15 protein-coding genes and 1 pseudogene are annotated in these 17679 nt (G+C 32.9%); 11 read left to right on the forward strand and 5 right to left on the reverse strand.

Going from position 1 to position 17679, the window contains the following annotated elements; all coding sequences use genetic code 11:
• Nucleotides 1-75 precede the first annotated feature (75 nt).
• Nucleotides 76-267, forward strand: a pseudogene (locus tag LNP22_RS05210) (S1 RNA-binding domain-containing protein); the annotation flags it as partial.
• Between the two features lie 101 nt (nucleotides 268-368).
• Here LNP22_RS05210 and LNP22_RS05215 read toward each other — a convergent pair.
• Both LNP22_RS05215 and LNP22_RS05220 read right to left on the reverse strand, forming a co-directional pair.
• The gene (locus LNP22_RS05215) at nucleotides 369-1763 is read right to left on the reverse strand and encodes a glycosyl hydrolase family 8 (RefSeq protein ID WP_229975642.1); all 1395 of its coding nucleotides are present in this window, start codon (nucleotides 1761-1763) and stop codon (nucleotides 369-371) included.
• Nucleotides 1764-1863: 100 nt separating this feature from the next.
• Nucleotides 1864-2043 carry a Sec-independent protein translocase subunit TatA/TatB gene (locus LNP22_RS05220; RefSeq protein ID WP_229975643.1) on the reverse strand — a complete coding sequence of 60 codons (180 nt, stop codon included), beginning with the start codon at nucleotides 2041-2043 and terminating at the stop codon, nucleotides 1864-1866.
• Between the two features lie 208 nt (nucleotides 2044-2251).
• On the opposite strand from LNP22_RS05220, the gene LNP22_RS05225 reads away from it, so the two are divergent.
• The 8 genes from LNP22_RS05225 (at nucleotide 2252) to LNP22_RS05260 (ending at nucleotide 11879) form a co-directional block, all read left to right on the forward strand.
• Entirely contained in the window at nucleotides 2252-2752 is a 501-nt protein-coding gene (locus LNP22_RS05225; protein WP_229975644.1) for a peptidase, read from the forward strand.
• Between the two features lie 11 nt (nucleotides 2753-2763).
• Nucleotides 2764-4248: a GH3 auxin-responsive promoter family protein gene (locus tag LNP22_RS05230; RefSeq protein ID WP_229975645.1), complete on the forward strand. Its 1485-nt coding sequence runs from the start codon at nucleotides 2764-2766 to the stop codon at nucleotides 4246-4248.
• Between the two features lie 220 nt (nucleotides 4249-4468).
• Nucleotides 4469-6148: a DUF6909 family protein gene (locus LNP22_RS05235; RefSeq protein ID WP_229975646.1), complete on the forward strand. Its 1680-nt coding sequence runs from the start codon at nucleotides 4469-4471 to the stop codon at nucleotides 6146-6148.
• 8 nt (nucleotides 6149-6156) lie between these two features.
• The gene (locus tag LNP22_RS05240) at nucleotides 6157-7146 is read left to right on the forward strand and encodes a hypothetical protein (RefSeq protein ID WP_229975647.1); all 990 of its coding nucleotides are present in this window, start codon (nucleotides 6157-6159) and stop codon (nucleotides 7144-7146) included.
• A gap of 38 nt (nucleotides 7147-7184) precedes the next feature.
• Nucleotides 7185-8489 (forward strand): MATE family efflux transporter, encoded by a 1305-nt coding sequence (locus LNP22_RS05245; RefSeq protein ID WP_319616389.1) that lies wholly within the window; start codon nucleotides 7185-7187, stop codon nucleotides 8487-8489.
• A gap of 12 nt (nucleotides 8490-8501) precedes the next feature.
• Nucleotides 8502-9524 (forward strand): glycosyltransferase family 2 protein, encoded by a 1023-nt coding sequence (locus LNP22_RS05250; RefSeq protein WP_229975648.1) that lies wholly within the window; start codon nucleotides 8502-8504, stop codon nucleotides 9522-9524.
• 14 nt (nucleotides 9525-9538) lie between these two features.
• Nucleotides 9539-10603, forward strand: coding sequence for a hypothetical protein (locus LNP22_RS05255; protein WP_229975649.1), 1065 nt, complete (start codon nucleotides 9539-9541; stop codon nucleotides 10601-10603).
• Nucleotides 10604-10640: 37 nt separating this feature from the next.
• A complete protein-coding gene (locus LNP22_RS05260; RefSeq protein ID WP_229975650.1) occupies nucleotides 10641-11879 on the forward strand; it encodes an O-antigen ligase family protein in 1239 nt (412 codons plus the stop codon).
• On the opposite strand, the gene LNP22_RS05265 is transcribed toward LNP22_RS05260, so the two are convergent.
• Nucleotides 11848-12924 (reverse strand): glycosyltransferase, encoded by a 1077-nt coding sequence (locus LNP22_RS05265; protein ID WP_229975651.1) that lies wholly within the window; start codon nucleotides 12922-12924, stop codon nucleotides 11848-11850. The two genes, LNP22_RS05260 and LNP22_RS05265, sit on opposite strands and share 32 nt — an antisense overlap.
• Before the next feature lie 142 nt (nucleotides 12925-13066).
• Here LNP22_RS05265 and LNP22_RS05270 point away from each other — a divergent pair, with 142 nt between their 5' ends.
• Both LNP22_RS05270 and LNP22_RS05275 read left to right on the forward strand, forming a co-directional pair.
• Nucleotides 13067-14050, forward strand: coding sequence for a UDP-glucuronic acid decarboxylase family protein (locus tag LNP22_RS05270; protein ID WP_229975652.1), 984 nt, complete (start codon nucleotides 13067-13069; stop codon nucleotides 14048-14050).
• Nucleotides 14050-15402, forward strand: a complete 1353-nt coding sequence (locus tag LNP22_RS05275) for an exopolysaccharide biosynthesis polyprenyl glycosylphosphotransferase (RefSeq protein WP_229975653.1) — start codon at nucleotides 14050-14052, stop codon at nucleotides 15400-15402. Before LNP22_RS05270 ends, LNP22_RS05275 begins: the two co-directional genes overlap by 1 nt.
• On the opposite strand, the gene LNP22_RS05280 is transcribed toward LNP22_RS05275, so the two are convergent.
• Entirely contained in the window at nucleotides 15399-16586 is a 1188-nt protein-coding gene (locus LNP22_RS05280; protein WP_229975654.1) for a glycosyltransferase family 4 protein, read from the reverse strand. The two genes, LNP22_RS05275 and LNP22_RS05280, sit on opposite strands and share 4 nt — an antisense overlap.
• A complete protein-coding gene (gene wecB / locus LNP22_RS05285; RefSeq protein ID WP_229975655.1) occupies nucleotides 16586-17674 on the reverse strand; it encodes a non-hydrolyzing UDP-N-acetylglucosamine 2-epimerase in 1089 nt (362 codons plus the stop codon). The genes LNP22_RS05280 and wecB overlap by 1 nt, the downstream gene beginning before the upstream one ends.
• Nucleotides 17675-17679 lie beyond the last annotated feature (5 nt).

The following is a 17679-nucleotide window of genomic DNA, read 5'->3' on the forward strand; positions in this document are numbered from 1 at the left end:
TGATATTATATCATTTTTTCTAAAAAAATGAAGTCTAATTAAAAAAACAGTTAACAATTTAAACCATGAAATCAGAACAACATCACCAATTTTGGCTGTTTTGTTGACATTGGAATCTAAGAAATCGGTTTAGTACACATCTCGCAATTGAAAGCTGGTTTTGTGAGTGATGTAAATGAAGTGGTAAAACTGCATCAGCATGTTGATGTTAAGGTTACAGAAGTTGATGAAGATAGAAAGAGAATCCAGTTGACGATGGTTTTGTAAAATCAAATTCCAATAAAAAAAATCCAAATTCCAGGTTGGAATAATTATAAAAAAACTCCCAAGTTCCGATCGTAATTTGGGAGTTTTTAGTTTTTAAAAATTTACTTCAAAATAACCTTTTTGGTAATGCTTTTATTATCATGGGATATTTTTATAAAATACACTCCGGCTGACTGATTGGCCAAATTGATTGTGGTCCTTTCGGAAGTTGCTTTTTGTTGTAAAACAAGGCTTCCCTGAGATGAAATCACCGAAATCATCGATTCTTGCGGAGCAGAAACAGTAAATTCAGTAGTACTCGGATTTGGATACAAAGTAACCGCAGATTTTTCTAATTCGAAATCACCTGTAGATAAAGTGGCATTTTGAGGCAAGTAAAAATTACCCGTTAATAAAAACAGATACATCGTTTTTAGCGTTTGATTAAAATAACTGGTCGGTTCTCCTAAACTATTCAAATCATTATATGAAGTAGTAAGGTGTGTTTGGTTTTCGCCACCCATAGCCGCGCAGGCAAAAGCACCAACAAAAGTAGCATTATGATATTGGCCGCTAAGGGATCCGTCTTGATTGTAACCGTCCTTGATATTGGCAGAACCACCCAAATTAACACGTACAAAATCAGATGATTTTTTAGAATAGGTTTTTGCATCGGCATTTCCGTACCAAACATAATCTACTGCGATACGCCACGGAGTTCTGGCCGCATCATAGCTGTAGCTTTTTCCGGCTTTGTTGTACCCACTAGCCTGCGAAGAATAGGCTCCAGACTCCATACACCAGTCAGAAACTAAACCACCAATAGCACTATTTTGAGCTAAATTATTGTTGATAACGGTATATGATTTGGCAGCAACGGCATTCCAAAAAGCACTATCATTTGTAAAATTTCCAAAAGCTCTGTAATAAGCCGGCGAAAAATAGGAAGGATTGGTAATTTGGCTTCCGCCGAATTGATCTCCCGGCTTTAGTACGTAAGTGTTGGCTTCTACTTCATGGGCTTTTATAGCTGCAATTAAAGATTTGGCATCATTTTTATAATTGATGGTACCAGCACTAGCCCATTGAAAATCTGCGACAATAAGTGCAAAAGCAGCATCTAGTTCAGCATCTGTTGCACCATTTTGACCAATAGTTCCAGAGCACCCATTGATTTTCCAGTTCATCACCGCATTAGAATTGACATTGTCTTTATAATACAACCAAAGACCATCAAAAAGCGTTTTGTCGGCTGCATAAACGCTCAGAAGCATTCCGTAACCAATTCCTTCAGAAACGGTTTGGTTGGGGTCATCAAATTTTATTCTGTATCGGCCATTTGAGCACGATTCTACAAAATTGGTTTTCCAGATCGTATAATTGTTTACGGCATCCTGACTGTTTTTAGACGAAGCCATTATACCATTCTGAAAGGTGATATTTGCAGGAAACGGCTGTGTCTGCGAATAACTTTGGAGACAAAGAAGCATTGTCCCAATGAGTAATAGGTTTTTCATGTTTATATAAATTTAGGGACTCTAAAAGTAAGATTTTTTACATAAACAAAAAAATCCCAAACAAAAAACTTTGTTTGGGATTTTAATAAGTGGTAGTTTCTTATTTAGATTCTTCGTCTTCTTTTTTAGCAACAGGCTGACCATCGTCTTTTGCAGCGTTTTTAAATTCTTTAATACCGCTACCAAGTCCTTTCATTAATTCTGGAATTTTTTTACCTCCAAAAAGTAATAAAACAACACCTACTATTATGAGGATTTCTGTAAGACCTATTCTTCCCATGATTGTATAATTAATGCCGAAGCGATTTTGTATAAATGTAGCGCAAAGGTATATAGAATTAATTAACGAGAAATGATTTTAAGTCAAAATATTTGGTTTTTTCAACGTTAAATATTCTTTAAAATATTAATTTAAGTCTATTCCTGCAAATTTGTTAAGCATCAACAAGGCGATTAATTATTATATTTGCCGTGTATAAACAAGTAAAATGAGAGAAAAGAAATCTAATTTTAAGAAAAAATTATTTACAAAAAAACGATTGGTTATTTTGAATGAAGAGACTTTTGAAGAGACTTTTTCTTTCAAACTTAATTTGATGAATGTTTTTGTGGTTTTCTCTTTAGGAGGAATATTTTTGATTTTAATCACTACTTATATCATCGCTTTTACACCTTTACGTGAATTGATACCGGGTTATTCTTCGACAGAATTGAAGAAAAATGCAACCCAACTGGCCATAAAATCTGACTCGTTGGCCAATGCTCTGAAAAAAAATGAAGCATACATCAAAGGAATTCAGAAAGTTTTGAGAGGCGAGCTGGAATATGCAAAATTTAATAAAGATTCTATTTTATCAGAATCTGATGAACCTTCAGATCTTGACATGAGTGCTTCTGAAGAAGAAATTAAATTGAGAGAAGAAGTCAATGAAATCGATAAAAATTCGAACGAAAAAGTTAAAAACAAGAAGAAAAGTGACAAAAAATAATTCTACAAAAAATGTCTATTAAAGCAGTAGCGGCAAAATTATTTGCACGTAAAATATATCATCAAACCAAGGCTTGGGCCAATAAGCCTGTTACCACTCAGCTGGCCGTTTTTAAGAGCCTGATCCAAAATGCAAAAGACACAGAATTTGGTGTTGATCATCATTTTGATACCATAAAAACAATCGATGATTTTGTAAAAAATGTTCCTGTTCGTGATTATGAGGGTCTAAAAGGTTATATTGATAAAGTGAGAATGGGGGAGCAGAACATCCTCTGGAAAGGCAAACCGTTGTATTTTGCCAAGACTTCTGGAACGACTTCTGGCGCAAAATATATTCCGCTTACCAAAGAATCTATGCCGTATCATATAGAAGCTTCCCGAAATGCGATTTTGCATTATATTTACGAAACGGGCAACGCAGATTTTGTGGATGGAAAGATGATTTTTTTGCAAGGAAGCCCTATTTTAACAGAGAAATACGGAATTAAATTTGGCAGATTATCCGGCATTGCTGCGCATTTTGTGCCCAAATATTTGCAAAAAAATAGAATGCCGTCTTTAGAAACCAATTGTATAGAAGATTGGGAAACCAAAGTCAATGCAATTGTTGAGGAAACGATTGATCAGGACATGACGATTATTTCCGGAATTCCGAGTTGGGTACAGATGTATTTTGAGCGTTTGCAGGAAAAAAGCGGTGGCAAAAAGATTGGCGAGATTTTCAAAAACTTTAATTTGTTTATTTACGGAGGCGTAAATTATGAGCCTTACAGAGCCAAATTTGAAGCCATGATTGGTCGAAAAGTAGATAGCATCGAGTTGTTTCCGGCATCTGAAGGATTTTTTGCTTATCAGGATACACAAAAAGAAAAAGGAATGTTGCTGCTGCTCAATTCAGGTATATTTTATGAATTTATAAAAGCAGACGAATTTTTTACCGAAAAACCAAAGCGTTATACCATTGGCGAAGTTGAACTTGGCGTTAATTATGCTTTGATTATTTCTACAAATGCAGGACTTTGGGGTTATAATATTGGCGATACCGTTCAGTTTACTTCGTTGGCCCCGCACCGGGTAATCGTTTCGGGACGCATCAAACATTTTATTTCGGCTTTTGGCGAGCATGTGATTGCCAACGAAGTAGAAAATGCCATGAAGCAAGCCACAACAGGAACAGAAATTGTGATAAACGAATTTACAGTTGCGCCGCAAATTAATCCGTCAAGCGGATTACCGTATCACGAATGGCTGGTAGAATTTGAAAAAGAACCACAAGATATCGAAGTTTTCGCGGAAGCGATAGACAACGCCATGAGAGAACAAAATATTTATTATGACGATTTGATAACCGGAAATGTGTTGCGAAAAGTGGTTGTGACTAAAGTTGCTAAAAATGGATTTCAGGAATACATGAAATCACAAGGAAAATTGGGCGGACAAAATAAAATTCCGAGATTGTCGAATAATCGGGATATTGCAGATAATTTGAAATAGAAAGGAAAAACATGTAATTCTGCAGCTTAAGCCAATCATAAATTATGTTGAAGTGACGGGCAAAAATGAAGCGCTCAAACGCTTTAAAATTCTAAGAAGGAATTTGAAATAATTACAAGCAGTTAATATGATTTCAGAGGAATTAACATTTTTAATTCCTAATTTCGTTTAAAAAATACTAAAATAATCTTCCGTAACAGAAGATTTTTAAAATAAAAGCATGAAAGAAACCAAACATATATCAAGATCAAGAGCGCAGGAATCGTCTGCTGCGATAGAAAAAATGTACATTACAATGCGCCATTTGTTCAACCGTGGTTTTTATAAACCAATGGGAGTTTCGGGCGATAGTTTACGCGAATCATTATTGGCGTTGCGACCAGAAATTTATGGCAATATTGCCGATGAAAAAGTAGAACTTAACGGACTTTTGTACGTTATAGAACGTCTTCCGATAGGTATTGAAGAGTGTCGATTTATTAATTTAACTTCTGATGAAGGCTACTCTAAATCGCATTTTCAAGCCATTGTGCCTCCAAAACGGAAAAGAAATTGTTATCGAATTGATGAGGAGCAAATGAATGTTGAAATTACACGTGGTCGTTCAGATATTTACGACATTTTGACCCATTTGACCTTTATTTTTATCGAATCTCATAAAATTAGAAACAGAGTTTTGCTGGATGATGCAGGCGAAGTTTCGCGTGATTGGATGAAACTGCAGCAGGCTGTGATGCAGACTAAAAAGCTACCTCAGATCGAAAAAGAAAAGGCCATCTCGCACGTAGCCAATATTTTGGGGCGAACTTTTGAAGAGATTTTGGATATTTATGATGCTTTTGGTTCAGAAAATGCACCAGATCGCTTTTTGCACATTATTTATTGGTTAGGAAAATTAGCCATTGAAGAAGTAATCGAAAACAACAAACGCACTATAACTTTTAGTCCAGTTTTAAGGGAACGTCTCGGACATCACATTCACGGAGAAATCTGGGCAACCAACATCAAGGAAGTTTTGAAGGCAAACGATCTTCTAAACCGACCAATTCACGTGATAAGCGCCAACATGCACAGTGTGATGAACTCTATTTTTGCAACGCCGTTGTTGAAAACTAAATTTAAAGACAAGTCCGATTTCTTTATTTATGAAGAATTAAGTAAATCTGGGGCTAAAGAAACCCGAAACATCGTAGAAGAATTGGCTTTGAAAAACGGAATGATTTCACTTCCAGATAGTTCAGGAACTAATATTGATGTTCAGATTTTTGATACGGCCAAAATAGATTGGTCAAAAACCGCTTTCGCGAAAGTAAAACTAGACGAAGAAAAACCAGTTATTATTGTAATGGATTATGCGTTTGGCGAGCAGGCATACGAAACTATAGACGAACTTTTGAAGCCTTATAAAAAAGACACGTTGCTTAAAGTAAAATCGGTCTCAATTATGGGTAAAGCCGGAATTCTGGAGGGAGGAAAAGGCGACATCATGATTCCGACAGCACATATCAACGAAGGAACGGCAGATAATTATTTTTTCGAAAATGAATTAACAGGCGATATGTTTAAAGGAAATGATATTGCGGTTTTTGAGGGCGCTATGGTTACCGTTTTGGGGACATCGCTTCAAAATCGTGATTTATTAAAATTCTTTCACGAATCGACTTGGGGTGTAATCGGTCTTGAGATGGAAGGATCTTATTACCAAAAAGCCATTCAATCGGCATCGAAAATCAGAAAAAGTGTACCAAATGATGTCAAGGTGCGTTATGCGTATTATGCATCAGATAACCCTTTAGAAACAGGAAGTACGCTGGCTTCGGGAGGTTTAGGAACAACAGGTGTAAAACCGACATATTTGATTACTATTAAAATTTTAGAACAAATTTTCAACGTAAAATAAAACAATCAATGAGTACAAAAGTACCTCAAAATAATGAAGATCAGGAGATTGATATTTTTCAACTTTCTAGAAGTATTGGCAATTTCTTTAACAGAATGAATACTTTGATTTTTAAATCGATTTACTTTTTTGTTCGAAATTGGATTTTAGTTTTAGCAATCATTATCCTTGGTTTTGGTTTTGGATGGTATTTAGATTCGAATAAAAAACTATTTAATAATCAGGTTATTGTAACGCCAAATTTTGGAAGTGTTGATTATTTATATACGAAAATTGATTTAATAGAGTCCAAAATTGCTTCGGGTGATACGGTTTTTCTAAAAAATGTAGTGGGGTTTCAACATCCTAATAGTATCAGAAAAATAGAAATTAAACCTGTTGCCGATGTATATAAATTTATTGAAGATAAGGAGCAAAATCTTGAATTGATAAAATTGATGGCGGAAGTAGGCGAAATCAAAAAGGTTTTAGAAGATAATGTTACAAGTAAAAACTATACTTTTCATACGATTTCTATTTTATCAAAAGGGCAATTGCATCAAAACGATATAAAACCTTTATTAAATTATTTGAATGATTCGCCTTACTTTGTGGAAATCCAGAAAATTGGTTTTAAAAACCTTCAGCAGCAAATAGTTCAAAACGACACCATAATTAACCAAATAGACAATGTACTAAATGGTTTTTCGACCACAGTAAAAAACACTCGGAAAAACGATAAATTGATTTATTATAATGAGAATACACAGCTAAATGATATTATAAAAACAAAGCAATATTTGGTTAACGAACAAGGTAAAAACCGACTAAAATTAGCAACTTTTGATAAGACTATTAAAGAAATCAGCTCGACGTTAAATCTGAATGATCAGAAAACAGTAAGCGGAAATTTTAAAATTGTACTACCACTTTTCTTTCTTTTTCTATTCATTCTAATCTATTTATTTTTAAAATTTTATAGAAGTCAATATTTAAAATCGACAAAAAGCCTGCAGTAAAAATGATAATTTTTACTCATTAATGATCACATAAGAAATTGAATACTAAAAGCATTTTTGAAGAAATATGTCGAAATCCTTTTTTAAAACAAAGCTTTGTCACTTTGTTTTTGAGGATTTCAGGTGCTTTTATTTTATTTGGATTCACTGTTTTTTTAACAAAATCATTTAGTCCTAAAATTGTGGGCCAGTATGATTTTGCACGTACTTTTCTCTTGGTTTTAGGAAGTATCTGTTTGCTTGGTTTTGATCAGTCAATTTTATATTTTAAAGGTAAATTAGCCAGTAAAAAATCTTTAGAAGAATTAAAAAACATATACTCAAAAATGGTTGTAATGCTTTTTTTGACTTCACTAGCCGCTTTGCTAATGGTTCTAATTATTGATAAAAAAACGATAAACGATTATTTTGCAGATGATGAGGTTTATGTTATCATTTTAAAATCATCACTAACATTATTTTTTTCTGGTATATCGATGCTAAATACAGAGATTTTCAGAGCATTAGATAAATTAGTTATTGCCGAATTATTTAGAAATATAATTAAATATGTGCCTTTAATTTTAGGCTCAATGGGTTTGTTTTATTTTAAAAAAGAAACGTATCTGGTAGATGTTTTTTTAATTGGATTTGTAGTGCTTTCAATTATAAGTTCGATGTTTGTTTTTATTTATTTTCAAAAAATAAATTCAGTAAACATAGTAGAAAAAATTTCTAACAAAGAGATTTTTTTAAAATCATATCCTATAGCCATTAGCGGAATGGCGCTGTTTTTATTAATGAGTTTCGACATTATGTTTTTGAAGAAATATCGCAATGATGAAACAGTTGCTTTTTATTCTGTGGGTGTTAAAATAATGACTATTGTTTCGATTATAATCATTACCATAAACATTACCATATCCGCCAAAATTTCAGAATATTTTTCAGATAAGAATAATAGAGAACTAGCGAAGATTTTAAAAAATAGTTCCCGTACCATTTTTAGTATAACTTTGCCTGTAATTGTACTTTTAAGTATCTTTTCAGAAACTATTTTATCTTTTTTTGGACAAGGATATGTTGCTGCAAAACAAGCTTTTTTGATTTTAATAATTGGTCAGGGCATTTGTTCTGCATTTGGTTCCTCTTCAGTATATCTGAATATGACAGGGAGACAACATATTTATCAAATTATTTTGATTTTAGCAGTAATGATTAATTTTGTTTTAAATCGATTTTTAATTCCCATTTACGGAATGACAGGTGCCGCAATTGCTTTTGTTGCAAGTTCTTTTTTCTGGAATTTTGTTTCGGCAATTGTAATATATAGAAAAGATAAAATCAAAGTTTTTTTTCATTAATGGAGGAGCAAGATGAGTAACCCAAAAAACGATATTTGTTTTAGTATTATTGTTCCTGTTTATAATGTTGAAGCTTATCTAAAACAATGTTTAGACAGTATTCTTTGTCAGGAATACTCTAGATATGAGCTAATCTTAATTAATGATGGATCTACAGATTCTTCTTTTGAAATATGTCGTGATTATCAACAAAAGTATTCTAAAATAAATTTAATTAATAAAATAAACGGAGGCCTTTCTGATGCCCGAAATACGGGATTATTAGCGGCAAGTGGCGATTATATTATTTTTACAGATAGTGATGATTATTGGGTTGGAGACACTGTTCTGAAAGATCTAAATGAGTTGATAGAAACAACAAATCCTGATATAATTATACATGAAGAGCTTCGGTTTTTTTCTTCAAAAGATATCGTTTGTAAAAACAACCAGCAATTTATTCAAAATAAAAAAGGAGAATTCGAAAATGAGATTTTAAACCTAATCTATTATGATTTGTATGTTGCGTCTGCATGGGATAAAATTATTAAAAGATCGATATTGTTAGATAACAAGTTATTTTTTCCATTAGAAAGAAAATCCGAGGACATAGAATGGTGCGGAAAATTAATTAAACATTTAAAGACATTTAGTATTTACTCAAAATCATTTTACACTTATCGTCAAGCGCGAAAGGGCTCGATTACAACTACAGTAAACGAGAAACATATAAATGATGTGTACCTAATGGTTAAAAACGGACTAAATTCAGAACCCTCTCAATCAAATCCAATCAATGAAGCTATAGAAAATTATTGGGCCTGCAATTATGTTGTAATTTTAAAAGATTTTTATGTTTTGTCTTCAAAAAAACGAAAAGAAATAAAAGAAGATATTGTTTCGTGGCAATATTTGCTTCAACGCGGGCGAAATTTAAAGATTGATAGTGTAATGAAGTTTTATCAATATTTAGATTTTAAGACATTGATATTTCTATTAAACATTTATAGAATCAAAACATTTTTTAGTAAAAAATATAGAACACTCAGATCGTAAACGTCATTTTTGTTATGCAAAGAAAAATCAAAAAAAGTACGGCCGCATTTTTACTTATTACGATAGGGAATCTAGTTGTTTCATTTGCTGCTTTCTTTGTTCTACCACCTAAGTTTTTTTATGATTCGGCTATAATTATTTATGATAAATACAGCGAAGTGGGTTACTTTGGAAGTTATCCAATCACAATTTTGTTTTATAAATTAACAGGTTTGAAGTACTTACCTTTTCCTGTAATTGCCCTTATTCAATTTCCTATTTTAATGTTTCTCTTATATAAAATAGGAATTCCAAGCAGTTTTGAAAAAATAAATGTAAAGAATATTCTAGTTTATTTAGGCATTTTTATGATGGCAATCTTCATATCAATGCCATCAAAAGAATTTATAACATTTATTTATGTTTCTTTGATCATTTTCGTTGTTAAGAGTGAGCGATTTAATTTTCGGGAATCTATTTTTACAACGATACTATTATTAATTATTTTCGGACTGTTGTATCGTCCTTATTTTGCTTTAATTCCCATTATAGGTGGAGGTATGTATATGATTACTCTAATTAATTTTAAAAATAAAACGATAACCACAATTTTTTATGGAATTTTGATTGCCATTTTTTTATCGTTAAGTTATGGTATTTTAAAAGGGCAGCATTTCTCTGAAATTAGTAGGGAAGTAGTTAATAGTTCGAGAAATCTTCCTGGAGATTCCAACTCAGCGATTACGTCACCTATAAAACCAGATACTTGGTATGGAGAAGTTGTTGCTATTTTTTATGGATTTTTTACTATAAATATTCCCATCAATGGGCTCAAACATATTTTATCACCACAAATTATTATTTTTGTTATTTGGCAACTTTTACTTTTTTACATTTTGTTAATTCGTTTTTCAAAATGTCTGAGACAGCAAAATAAGTATAGTTATGAACTTCTTATTTTACTCATTATCTTTTCTTTTTTTATTGTTCAAGGTGTTTTCGAGCCTGATTTAGGTTCGGCAGTTAGACATAAAATAGGCATTTTTCCATTAATTTATTTTGCGTTATACTATGAACATTTCCGAAAAGAACTTCAATAAAATATTTCATGTTTTTTTATGTTTAATTGCAATTGCAATGATTTTCAGAAAACCATGTTCGCTGCTAATTATTTTGTTTGCAGTATTTAATCTAATTTTTCTAAAAAAAGCAAAGTATAGTAAAACTTCTTTGATACTAATGGGATGTATTGCTTCGCCAATTTTACTCGAATTATTGCTTTTCTGGAACAATGATTCATTTGTAAAAGGATTAAAAGCAATCGAAAAAAGTACGTCATTGATTGTATTTCCGCTTTTCATTATTGGAAATTATAAGCGCGTTAAATTTTTTAGAATAGTCGAGATTTATACCCTTGCAACTACATTTGTTCTCTTGTTTTTCTTTATCAGATTTGTGATAGTTTTTCCTGAATTAATCAATAAATACTTAGGCGGAACAGACTTATGGGAAATGGGATATAAATTTTCTGACAGCATAGGTATTCATGCACCCGCACTCAATATGCATTTGGCTTTTGTCTCGGTTTGTACTTTGTATTTTGTTTTTTACAGTTTTTCGAACCGAGAAAAGACCATTTTTAAAATAGGTAGAATAGCTGTTTTTATTCTATCGTTTTTCTTTGTTCTCTTTGTCAATACCAGAATGGCTTTGGTCAACGTTTTGGCTGGATTTATAATTCTTTTGTTTTTAGATCTTAAAGCTAAAATTAACCTAAAAAAACTGTTATTAACTTCTTTAGCGTTATTATTTTTATTGGGCGGAATTTTGTTTTTATTCATTCAAAAGAATCCTTACATGAAAGAAAAATATTCTACTGCGACTTTTGCCTATATGGATAAGGTTGGAAAATTAGATGAAATAGACCATCCTGAAGTTAAAGTTTTTAATTCATTAGTGACACGACTTTCCATCTGGAAATCAGCTTGGGAGCTCTCTCTAAAAAACCTTCCTTTTGGTGTAGGAGCTTCAGACGGAAAGAAGGAGTTGGTCAAATATTACAAACAAACAAACCAGCAATTTTTAGCAAAATATAAATTCCAAACTCATAATCAATTTTTAGACTCCTTTTTAAAATTTGGTTTTTTTGGTCCTATGATAGTTTTGCTTTACATTTTTACTATCGGATATCTAGGATATGATTTAAGAAACGCAATAATACTTTCATTCTTTCTTTTGTTTTTCACTTCTAATCTTACAGATGATTTTTTACTTAGATTTGACGGGATTGCTTTCAGTGGATTTTGGTTCTCGATATTTAGCAGTTATTGGCTGCAGCAAAAAACTACTTTGTATAAAGATCCAGTAATTGTTTAAAATTTTTATTTTTATCGAATAAATCTTCGCATCTTGCAAAGGCATTTTTACCCAACTCAGTTCTCATTTTAGCTTCTTCCAAAATTCCAAAATAAGTTTCTAATTCGCCGATGTCGTCAAATAGAAATCCAGTTTCATTATGCAAAACGACATCTTTGTTGCCAATGATATTGGTTGCGACAACAGGTTTTTGTAAAGCCATGGCTTCTAGAACGGCAATTGGTAGTCCTTCCCAAGCAGAAGTTTGTAGATAAATATCAATAGAATTTAAAGTTTTTAAAACTGTTTTTTTATCCAAAATCCAACCAGTAAATTTTATATTTGGTGCTGTAATTAAGTGTTTTAATTCGCCATCACCAATCCAAATAAAATCAAATTCAGGAAATCTTTTGGCAATTTCATTAAACAATTCGGGTTTTCGAGCAGCCGTTATGCGAGCAACTATTCCGATGGTCAATTTTGAATTTTGATGCGGTAAAAAGTATTTTCGTATAGCTAAGAGATCAATACCATTTCGAACCAATTTTGATTTTCCTATTTTTTGTGCAATCTCGTATTCAGTGTCACCGCAAGCAATAGTAATTCCGCCAAAAAATTGCTGCATTCTCTTTTCAATCTGCCAATAAAATTTTCTTTTTACTGCAGCGATATCAGTTCTTAGAAAAGCATAACCATGTGGAGTATAAAAGACCTTCTTTTTTTTGAATAGAAAGAAAGCTGCAATTCGTCCTAGGACACTGGCTTTTGAGGAGTGAAGATGAATGATATCTGGATTTATTTTTTTAAGCTCTCGCCATAATTTGAAAGTAGATTTTAGGTCAGCGAGAGGAGAAAATTCGCGAACCATGTTTACCTCTACTAAAGAAACTCCAGAAGAAAATTCAGACCGCACTTTTTTGGGATCAATTTCCTTGCGGTTTCCACTGTAAATAATGGTTGTATTTACGTCATTTCTTATTTCTGCATCTCCAAAAAAAGTAGACAAATCTGCAAAATAAGTATAAACTCCGCCACCAAGGGCTTCAATAATATGTACAACTTTCAAAACAAAACAAATTTAGTTTCGTAAAAATAGGGTAAAGCTATTAATTATGAATCAAAAAGATAAGATCTCTGGTTTGTTATTGTTTTTAGTAAATTTAAAAGGCGAGATATTTTAGTACATTTGTTCTGTATAAATAATTACTATGAAAAGAATACTTATCACCGGAGCTGCAGGATTTTTAGGATCACATTTGTGCGACCGTTTCATTAAAGAAGGGTACTATGTCATCGGGATGGACAATCTAATTACCGGGGATCTTAAAAATATAGAGCATTTATTCAAATTAGAACAATTTGAATTTTATCATCACGATATCACCAAGTTTGTTCATGTTCCGGGCGATTTAGATTATATTTTGCATTTTGCTTCACCGGCAAGTCCAATAGATTATCTTAAAATCCCGATTCAGACACTTAAAGTAGGATCGCTTGGCACCCACAATTTGTTGGGTTTAGCACGTGTAAAAAATGCCCGAATTCTAATTGCATCTACCTCTGAGGTATATGGAGATCCGTTGGTGCATCCTCAAACCGAAGAATATTACGGAAATGTAAATACAATAGGGCCGCGAGGTGTTTATGACGAAGCTAAACGTTTTCAGGAATCTATCACGATGGCGTATCATACTTTTCATGGTGTAGAAACTAGAATTGTTCGTATTTTTAATACTTACGGGCCAAGAATGCGACTCAATGATGGCCGTGTAATTCCTGCTTTTATTGGGCAAGCACTTCGCGGTGAGGACCTGACCATTTTTGGAGACGGTATGCAAACACGTTCTTTTTGTTATGTAGATGATCAGGTAGAAGGCATTTTTAGATTATTGCATTCTGATTATGTATATCCTGTAAACATTGGTAATCCAGACGAAATTACCATTAAAGATTTTGCCGAAGAAATTATAAAACTCACAGGAACGAACCAAAAAGTGGTGTATCATCCGTTGCCTGTAAACGATCCGTTACAGCGCCAGCCGGATACTACAAAGGCAAAAGAATTATTAGGCTGGGAAGCCAAAGTAAGTCGTGCCGAAGGAATGAAAATCACTTACGATTATTTCAGATCACTTTCAAAAGAAGAACTTTCAAAAGAAGAACACAAAGATTTTTCTAATTATATAAAATAATGCGAACCAAAACAGGAAGATATTCAGGTTATATTCGCCCATTTTCTTATTTGATAGATTTTATAATTATCAATATTTTTGCGGCTTATATTGCTCATTTTCCTGTAGAGCATATCTTGTTTCCAGCGGTTTTAAGCATAGCCTGGTTTTGTATTGCAGCACAGTTGGGTTTTTACGAAGTGTATCGATATACAAAGGTAATAGCGATCTTAAATTGTGCCCTCAGGCAAGGCAGTTTATTTGCGATTGTCTCCTTTGCACTGGCTTTTTTTTATGCTAAAGAAACAAGTTTTCACGCAATTGTTTTGTTTATTTTTACTTCGTTCGGACTTATTTTAATTATTAAATTTTCGATTTATTTTTTTCTGCGAAAGTATCGCGTTTTATTTGGCGGAAATTTTAGAAGAGTGGTTTTGTTAGGAAATAGTAAAACCGTGGCGCCATTGCAGCATTTTTTTACCGAAAATCTCGATTACGGTTATCAGCTCATTCATGTGTTTGATTTTGATCATGATAAAAAGACTAAAATCAACGAAATGTTTGCTTTTGTTTTGAATAATAGAATTGATGAAATGTATTGCTCGATGAGTGATTTATCTCAAAATCAAATGAGTGATATCGTTGACTTTGCTGATAATAATCTAAAAACACTTAAATTTATTCCAGACGAAAAACAATTATTTTTTCGAAATTTTACTTTCGAATATTACGATTATATTCCGGTAATTACTCTCAGAAATATTCGCCTTGACGAAAAATTCAATAAAATAGTCAAACGCATTTTTGATATTGCTTTTTCTATTCTTATTATCATTGGAATCCTTTTCTGGCTCACGCCGATTTTAGCTGTTTTAATAAAATTTGAAACTAGAGGGCCTGTTTTTTTTAAACAAAAAAGAAACGGCCTAAACAATCAGGAATTTTATTGTTATAAATTTCGATCGATGGAAATAAACGATGAAGCACATTTGAATCAGGTTTCTAAAAACGATACCCGCGTCACAAAAATCGGAAAAATAATCAGGAAGACAAGCATGGACGAACTGCCGCAGTTTTTTAATGTTTTGCAAGGCAATATGTCTGTTGTTGGGCCACGGCCTCACATGGTAAGCCATACCGAAAAATATGCGCTCAAAGTAGATAAATTTATGGTACGCCATTTTATAAAACCCGGTATCACCGGTTTGGCGCAAACAAGAGGCTTTCGTGGCGAAGTAGAATCAGACCACGATATCATCAACAGAGTGAAGTACGATATTTTTTATGTAGAAAACTGGTCTATTTTGTTGGATATTAAAATCATCCTGAACACAATTTATAATACGTTAAAAGGCGACAAAAAAGCGTATTAAAAAGCATTTTTTTCGATTAATTCTTTTATTTGAATATCGAGATTAAAATGATTTTTTGCGTGAATAAAAATGTTCTTTTTCATGTTCTGAATTTCAATCTTTCCTAGTTTCGAAATTTCGACTAAAGTAGTATTTAAGTAATCAAAATTTTCAACTGGAGCAACCCATCCCAGATTATTTTCTACTACAATTGTTTCACCTTCTCCTCCTCCAAAATAAAGAATCGGAAAACCTAAAGCGCTGTATTCAAATATTTTAGAAGGAACAGATCCGTAGATTCTTGTTTTAAGTGGAACAAGCGCTATATCCAGATTTTTTAAAGTTTCATGTAAAACAGTTCGTTCTAGCATGCCGTGAAAAATTATTTTTTTATTCGGATTTTGAGCTAAATAATGCTCGATTTCGTTCTTTTCAGCACCGTCACCAAAAACATGCAACTCGATGTTGAGGTTTTCAAAATTTAATTGCTGAATAAGTTCAAAAACACCTTGTGCAACGCCCAATAATCCTGCATAAAACAATTTGATTGGTTGTTGAGCACTGTCTTGTGTTGTCAAAAAATCGGGTGTAAAATGATCGGGATAATTACGATATAAAAAGCATTTTTTTTCAGGAAAAACGGTATGAATATGTGTAATAATCTCCTCTGACTGCCCAAAAATATGGGTAGCTTTTTTGTAAATAAAACGTTCGATAAAAATCAAAAATCGATGTGAAATACTTCCTTTTTTCAAGACTCCAAGTTCGATCGCAGCGGTAGGCCAAAGGTCGGAAACATTAAGGATTATTTTTTTTCTTTTTAGCCAAAGCACCAAAATCGAAGTAAAAGACAGCAACAAAGGCGGCGATTGTACAATGACTTTTTTAGGCGTTTTGGCAAACAGTAAATAGAAGAATAAAGTGGTCGAAAAGGAGAGTGTCGAAATAATGCGCTTTAAAATATTCGAACTATTGCTGGGATAAATCCAAAGACGTTTTAAGGTTATGTTTTGAATTTTCTCGGTAACTGAAAAGCGTCCTTTGTACTCAGGAAACAATTCGCCTTTGGGATAATTTGGTAGTGGTGAAAGGACCGAAACTTTATACCCATTTTGATCTAATTTTAAGGCTAATTGCTCGATTCTATTGGCGGCTGCACCTTTTTCGGGCGGATAATAATTGGATATAATTAAGATGTCATTCATTATTTTTTATCCACTAAAATTGAAATAATTCTCTCAGAAGCTTTTCCGTCCCAAAGTTCTGGAATACCAGCTTTTTTAGGTCCATTTTGCAAAAAGGCAGTAAAACGTTCTCTTAAATTTTCTAATGAAGTTCCCACGATAGTATTGGTTCCAATGGTTTCAGTCTCGGGTCTCTCAGTATTGTTTCGCATCGTAAAACAAGGAATCCCCAGCAAGGTAGTTTCTTCAGAAATACCTCCGCTGTCGGTGATTACGGCAAAACTATTTTTTATCAAATAAATAAAATTGAGATAGCCTTGTGGCAAAACAAAGATGATATTTTTGAAGTTTGTCTGGTTTTCGCTCAAAATGGCCTGTGTTCTTGGATGAATCGGAAACAATATTTTTTTGTCTTGAACCAAAGTGTCAATTCCTTGAAGAAGCGCCACCAACGACGAAACTTCGTCAACATTGGCAGGTCGATGCAGTGTTAAAATGATGTAGTTTTTTTCGCTTAACTGATGTTCATTCCAAAAATCAGGAACTGAAATTCGGTTTAAATTTTGGAGTAAAGTATCAATCATTACATTTCCAACAAAATGCACATTTTCGGGATTACAACCCAGTTTTAGCAAATTATCAGAAGCTGACGTTGAGGTGGTAAAAAAATAATCGGTGATACTGTCTGTTAGCATACGATTAATTTCTTCAGGCATTGAAAGGTCTCCAGAACGAATACCAGCTTCAACATGCGCTACTTTTGTATGACATTTTTTTGCTACAATGGCGCATGCCATAGTCGAGTTTACGTCGCCTACAACGAGAACCAAATCACAAGGATGTACAACTAATTCTCTTTCAAAAGCAATCATTATTGCTGCAGTCTGCTCAGATTGTGTACCGCTTTTTACATCCAGATTGACATCGGGCTGCGGAATATTGAGTTCCTCAAAAAAGGTATCGCTCAAGTTTTTATCGTAATGCTGACCCGTATGTACTAATCTAAAAGAAATCTCAAAACCTTCATTTTGTTTCTTTTTTATAGCGTTAATAATGGGTGCAATTTTTATAAAATTAGGTCGGGCTCCTGCAATTATGGTGATTTTCATAGGTT

This window comes from Flavobacterium flavipigmentatum, assembly GCF_020911905.1.
Lineage (GTDB): Bacteria > Bacteroidota > Bacteroidia > Flavobacteriales > Flavobacteriaceae > Flavobacterium > Flavobacterium flavipigmentatum.

What these genes read in the sequence shown, in the direction of transcription:
- LNP22_RS05225 (WP_229975644.1), top strand. Translation starts at nt 2,252, where the DNA reads ATGAGAGAAAAGAAATCTAATTTTAAGAAAAAATTATTTACAAAAAAA.
- LNP22_RS05215 (WP_229975642.1), bottom strand. Translation starts at nt 1,763, where the DNA reads ATGAAAAACCTATTACTCATTGGGACAATGCTTCTTTGTCTCCAAAGT.
- LNP22_RS05280 (WP_229975654.1), bottom strand. Translation starts at nt 16,586, where the DNA reads ATGAATGACATCTTAATTATATCCAATTATTATCCGCCCGAAAAAGGT.
- LNP22_RS05255 (WP_229975649.1), top strand. Translation starts at nt 9,539, where the DNA reads ATGCAAAGAAAAATCAAAAAAAGTACGGCCGCATTTTTACTTATTACG.
- LNP22_RS05240 (WP_229975647.1), top strand. Translation starts at nt 6,157, where the DNA reads ATGAGTACAAAAGTACCTCAAAATAATGAAGATCAGGAGATTGATATT.
- LNP22_RS05230 (WP_229975645.1), top strand. Translation starts at nt 2,764, where the DNA reads ATGTCTATTAAAGCAGTAGCGGCAAAATTATTTGCACGTAAAATATAT.
- LNP22_RS05250 (WP_229975648.1), top strand. Translation starts at nt 8,502, where the DNA reads ATGAGTAACCCAAAAAACGATATTTGTTTTAGTATTATTGTTCCTGTT.
- LNP22_RS05275 (WP_229975653.1), top strand. Translation starts at nt 14,050, where the DNA reads ATGCGAACCAAAACAGGAAGATATTCAGGTTATATTCGCCCATTTTCT.
- LNP22_RS05270 (WP_229975652.1), top strand. Translation starts at nt 13,067, where the DNA reads ATGAAAAGAATACTTATCACCGGAGCTGCAGGATTTTTAGGATCACAT.
- LNP22_RS05260 (WP_229975650.1), top strand. Translation starts at nt 10,641, where the DNA reads ATGATTTTCAGAAAACCATGTTCGCTGCTAATTATTTTGTTTGCAGTA.
- LNP22_RS05235 (WP_229975646.1), top strand. Translation starts at nt 4,469, where the DNA reads ATGAAAGAAACCAAACATATATCAAGATCAAGAGCGCAGGAATCGTCT.
- LNP22_RS05220 (WP_229975643.1), bottom strand. Translation starts at nt 2,043, where the DNA reads ATGGGAAGAATAGGTCTTACAGAAATCCTCATAATAGTAGGTGTTGTT.
- wecB (WP_229975655.1), bottom strand. Translation starts at nt 17,674, where the DNA reads ATGAAAATCACCATAATTGCAGGAGCCCGACCTAATTTTATAAAAATT.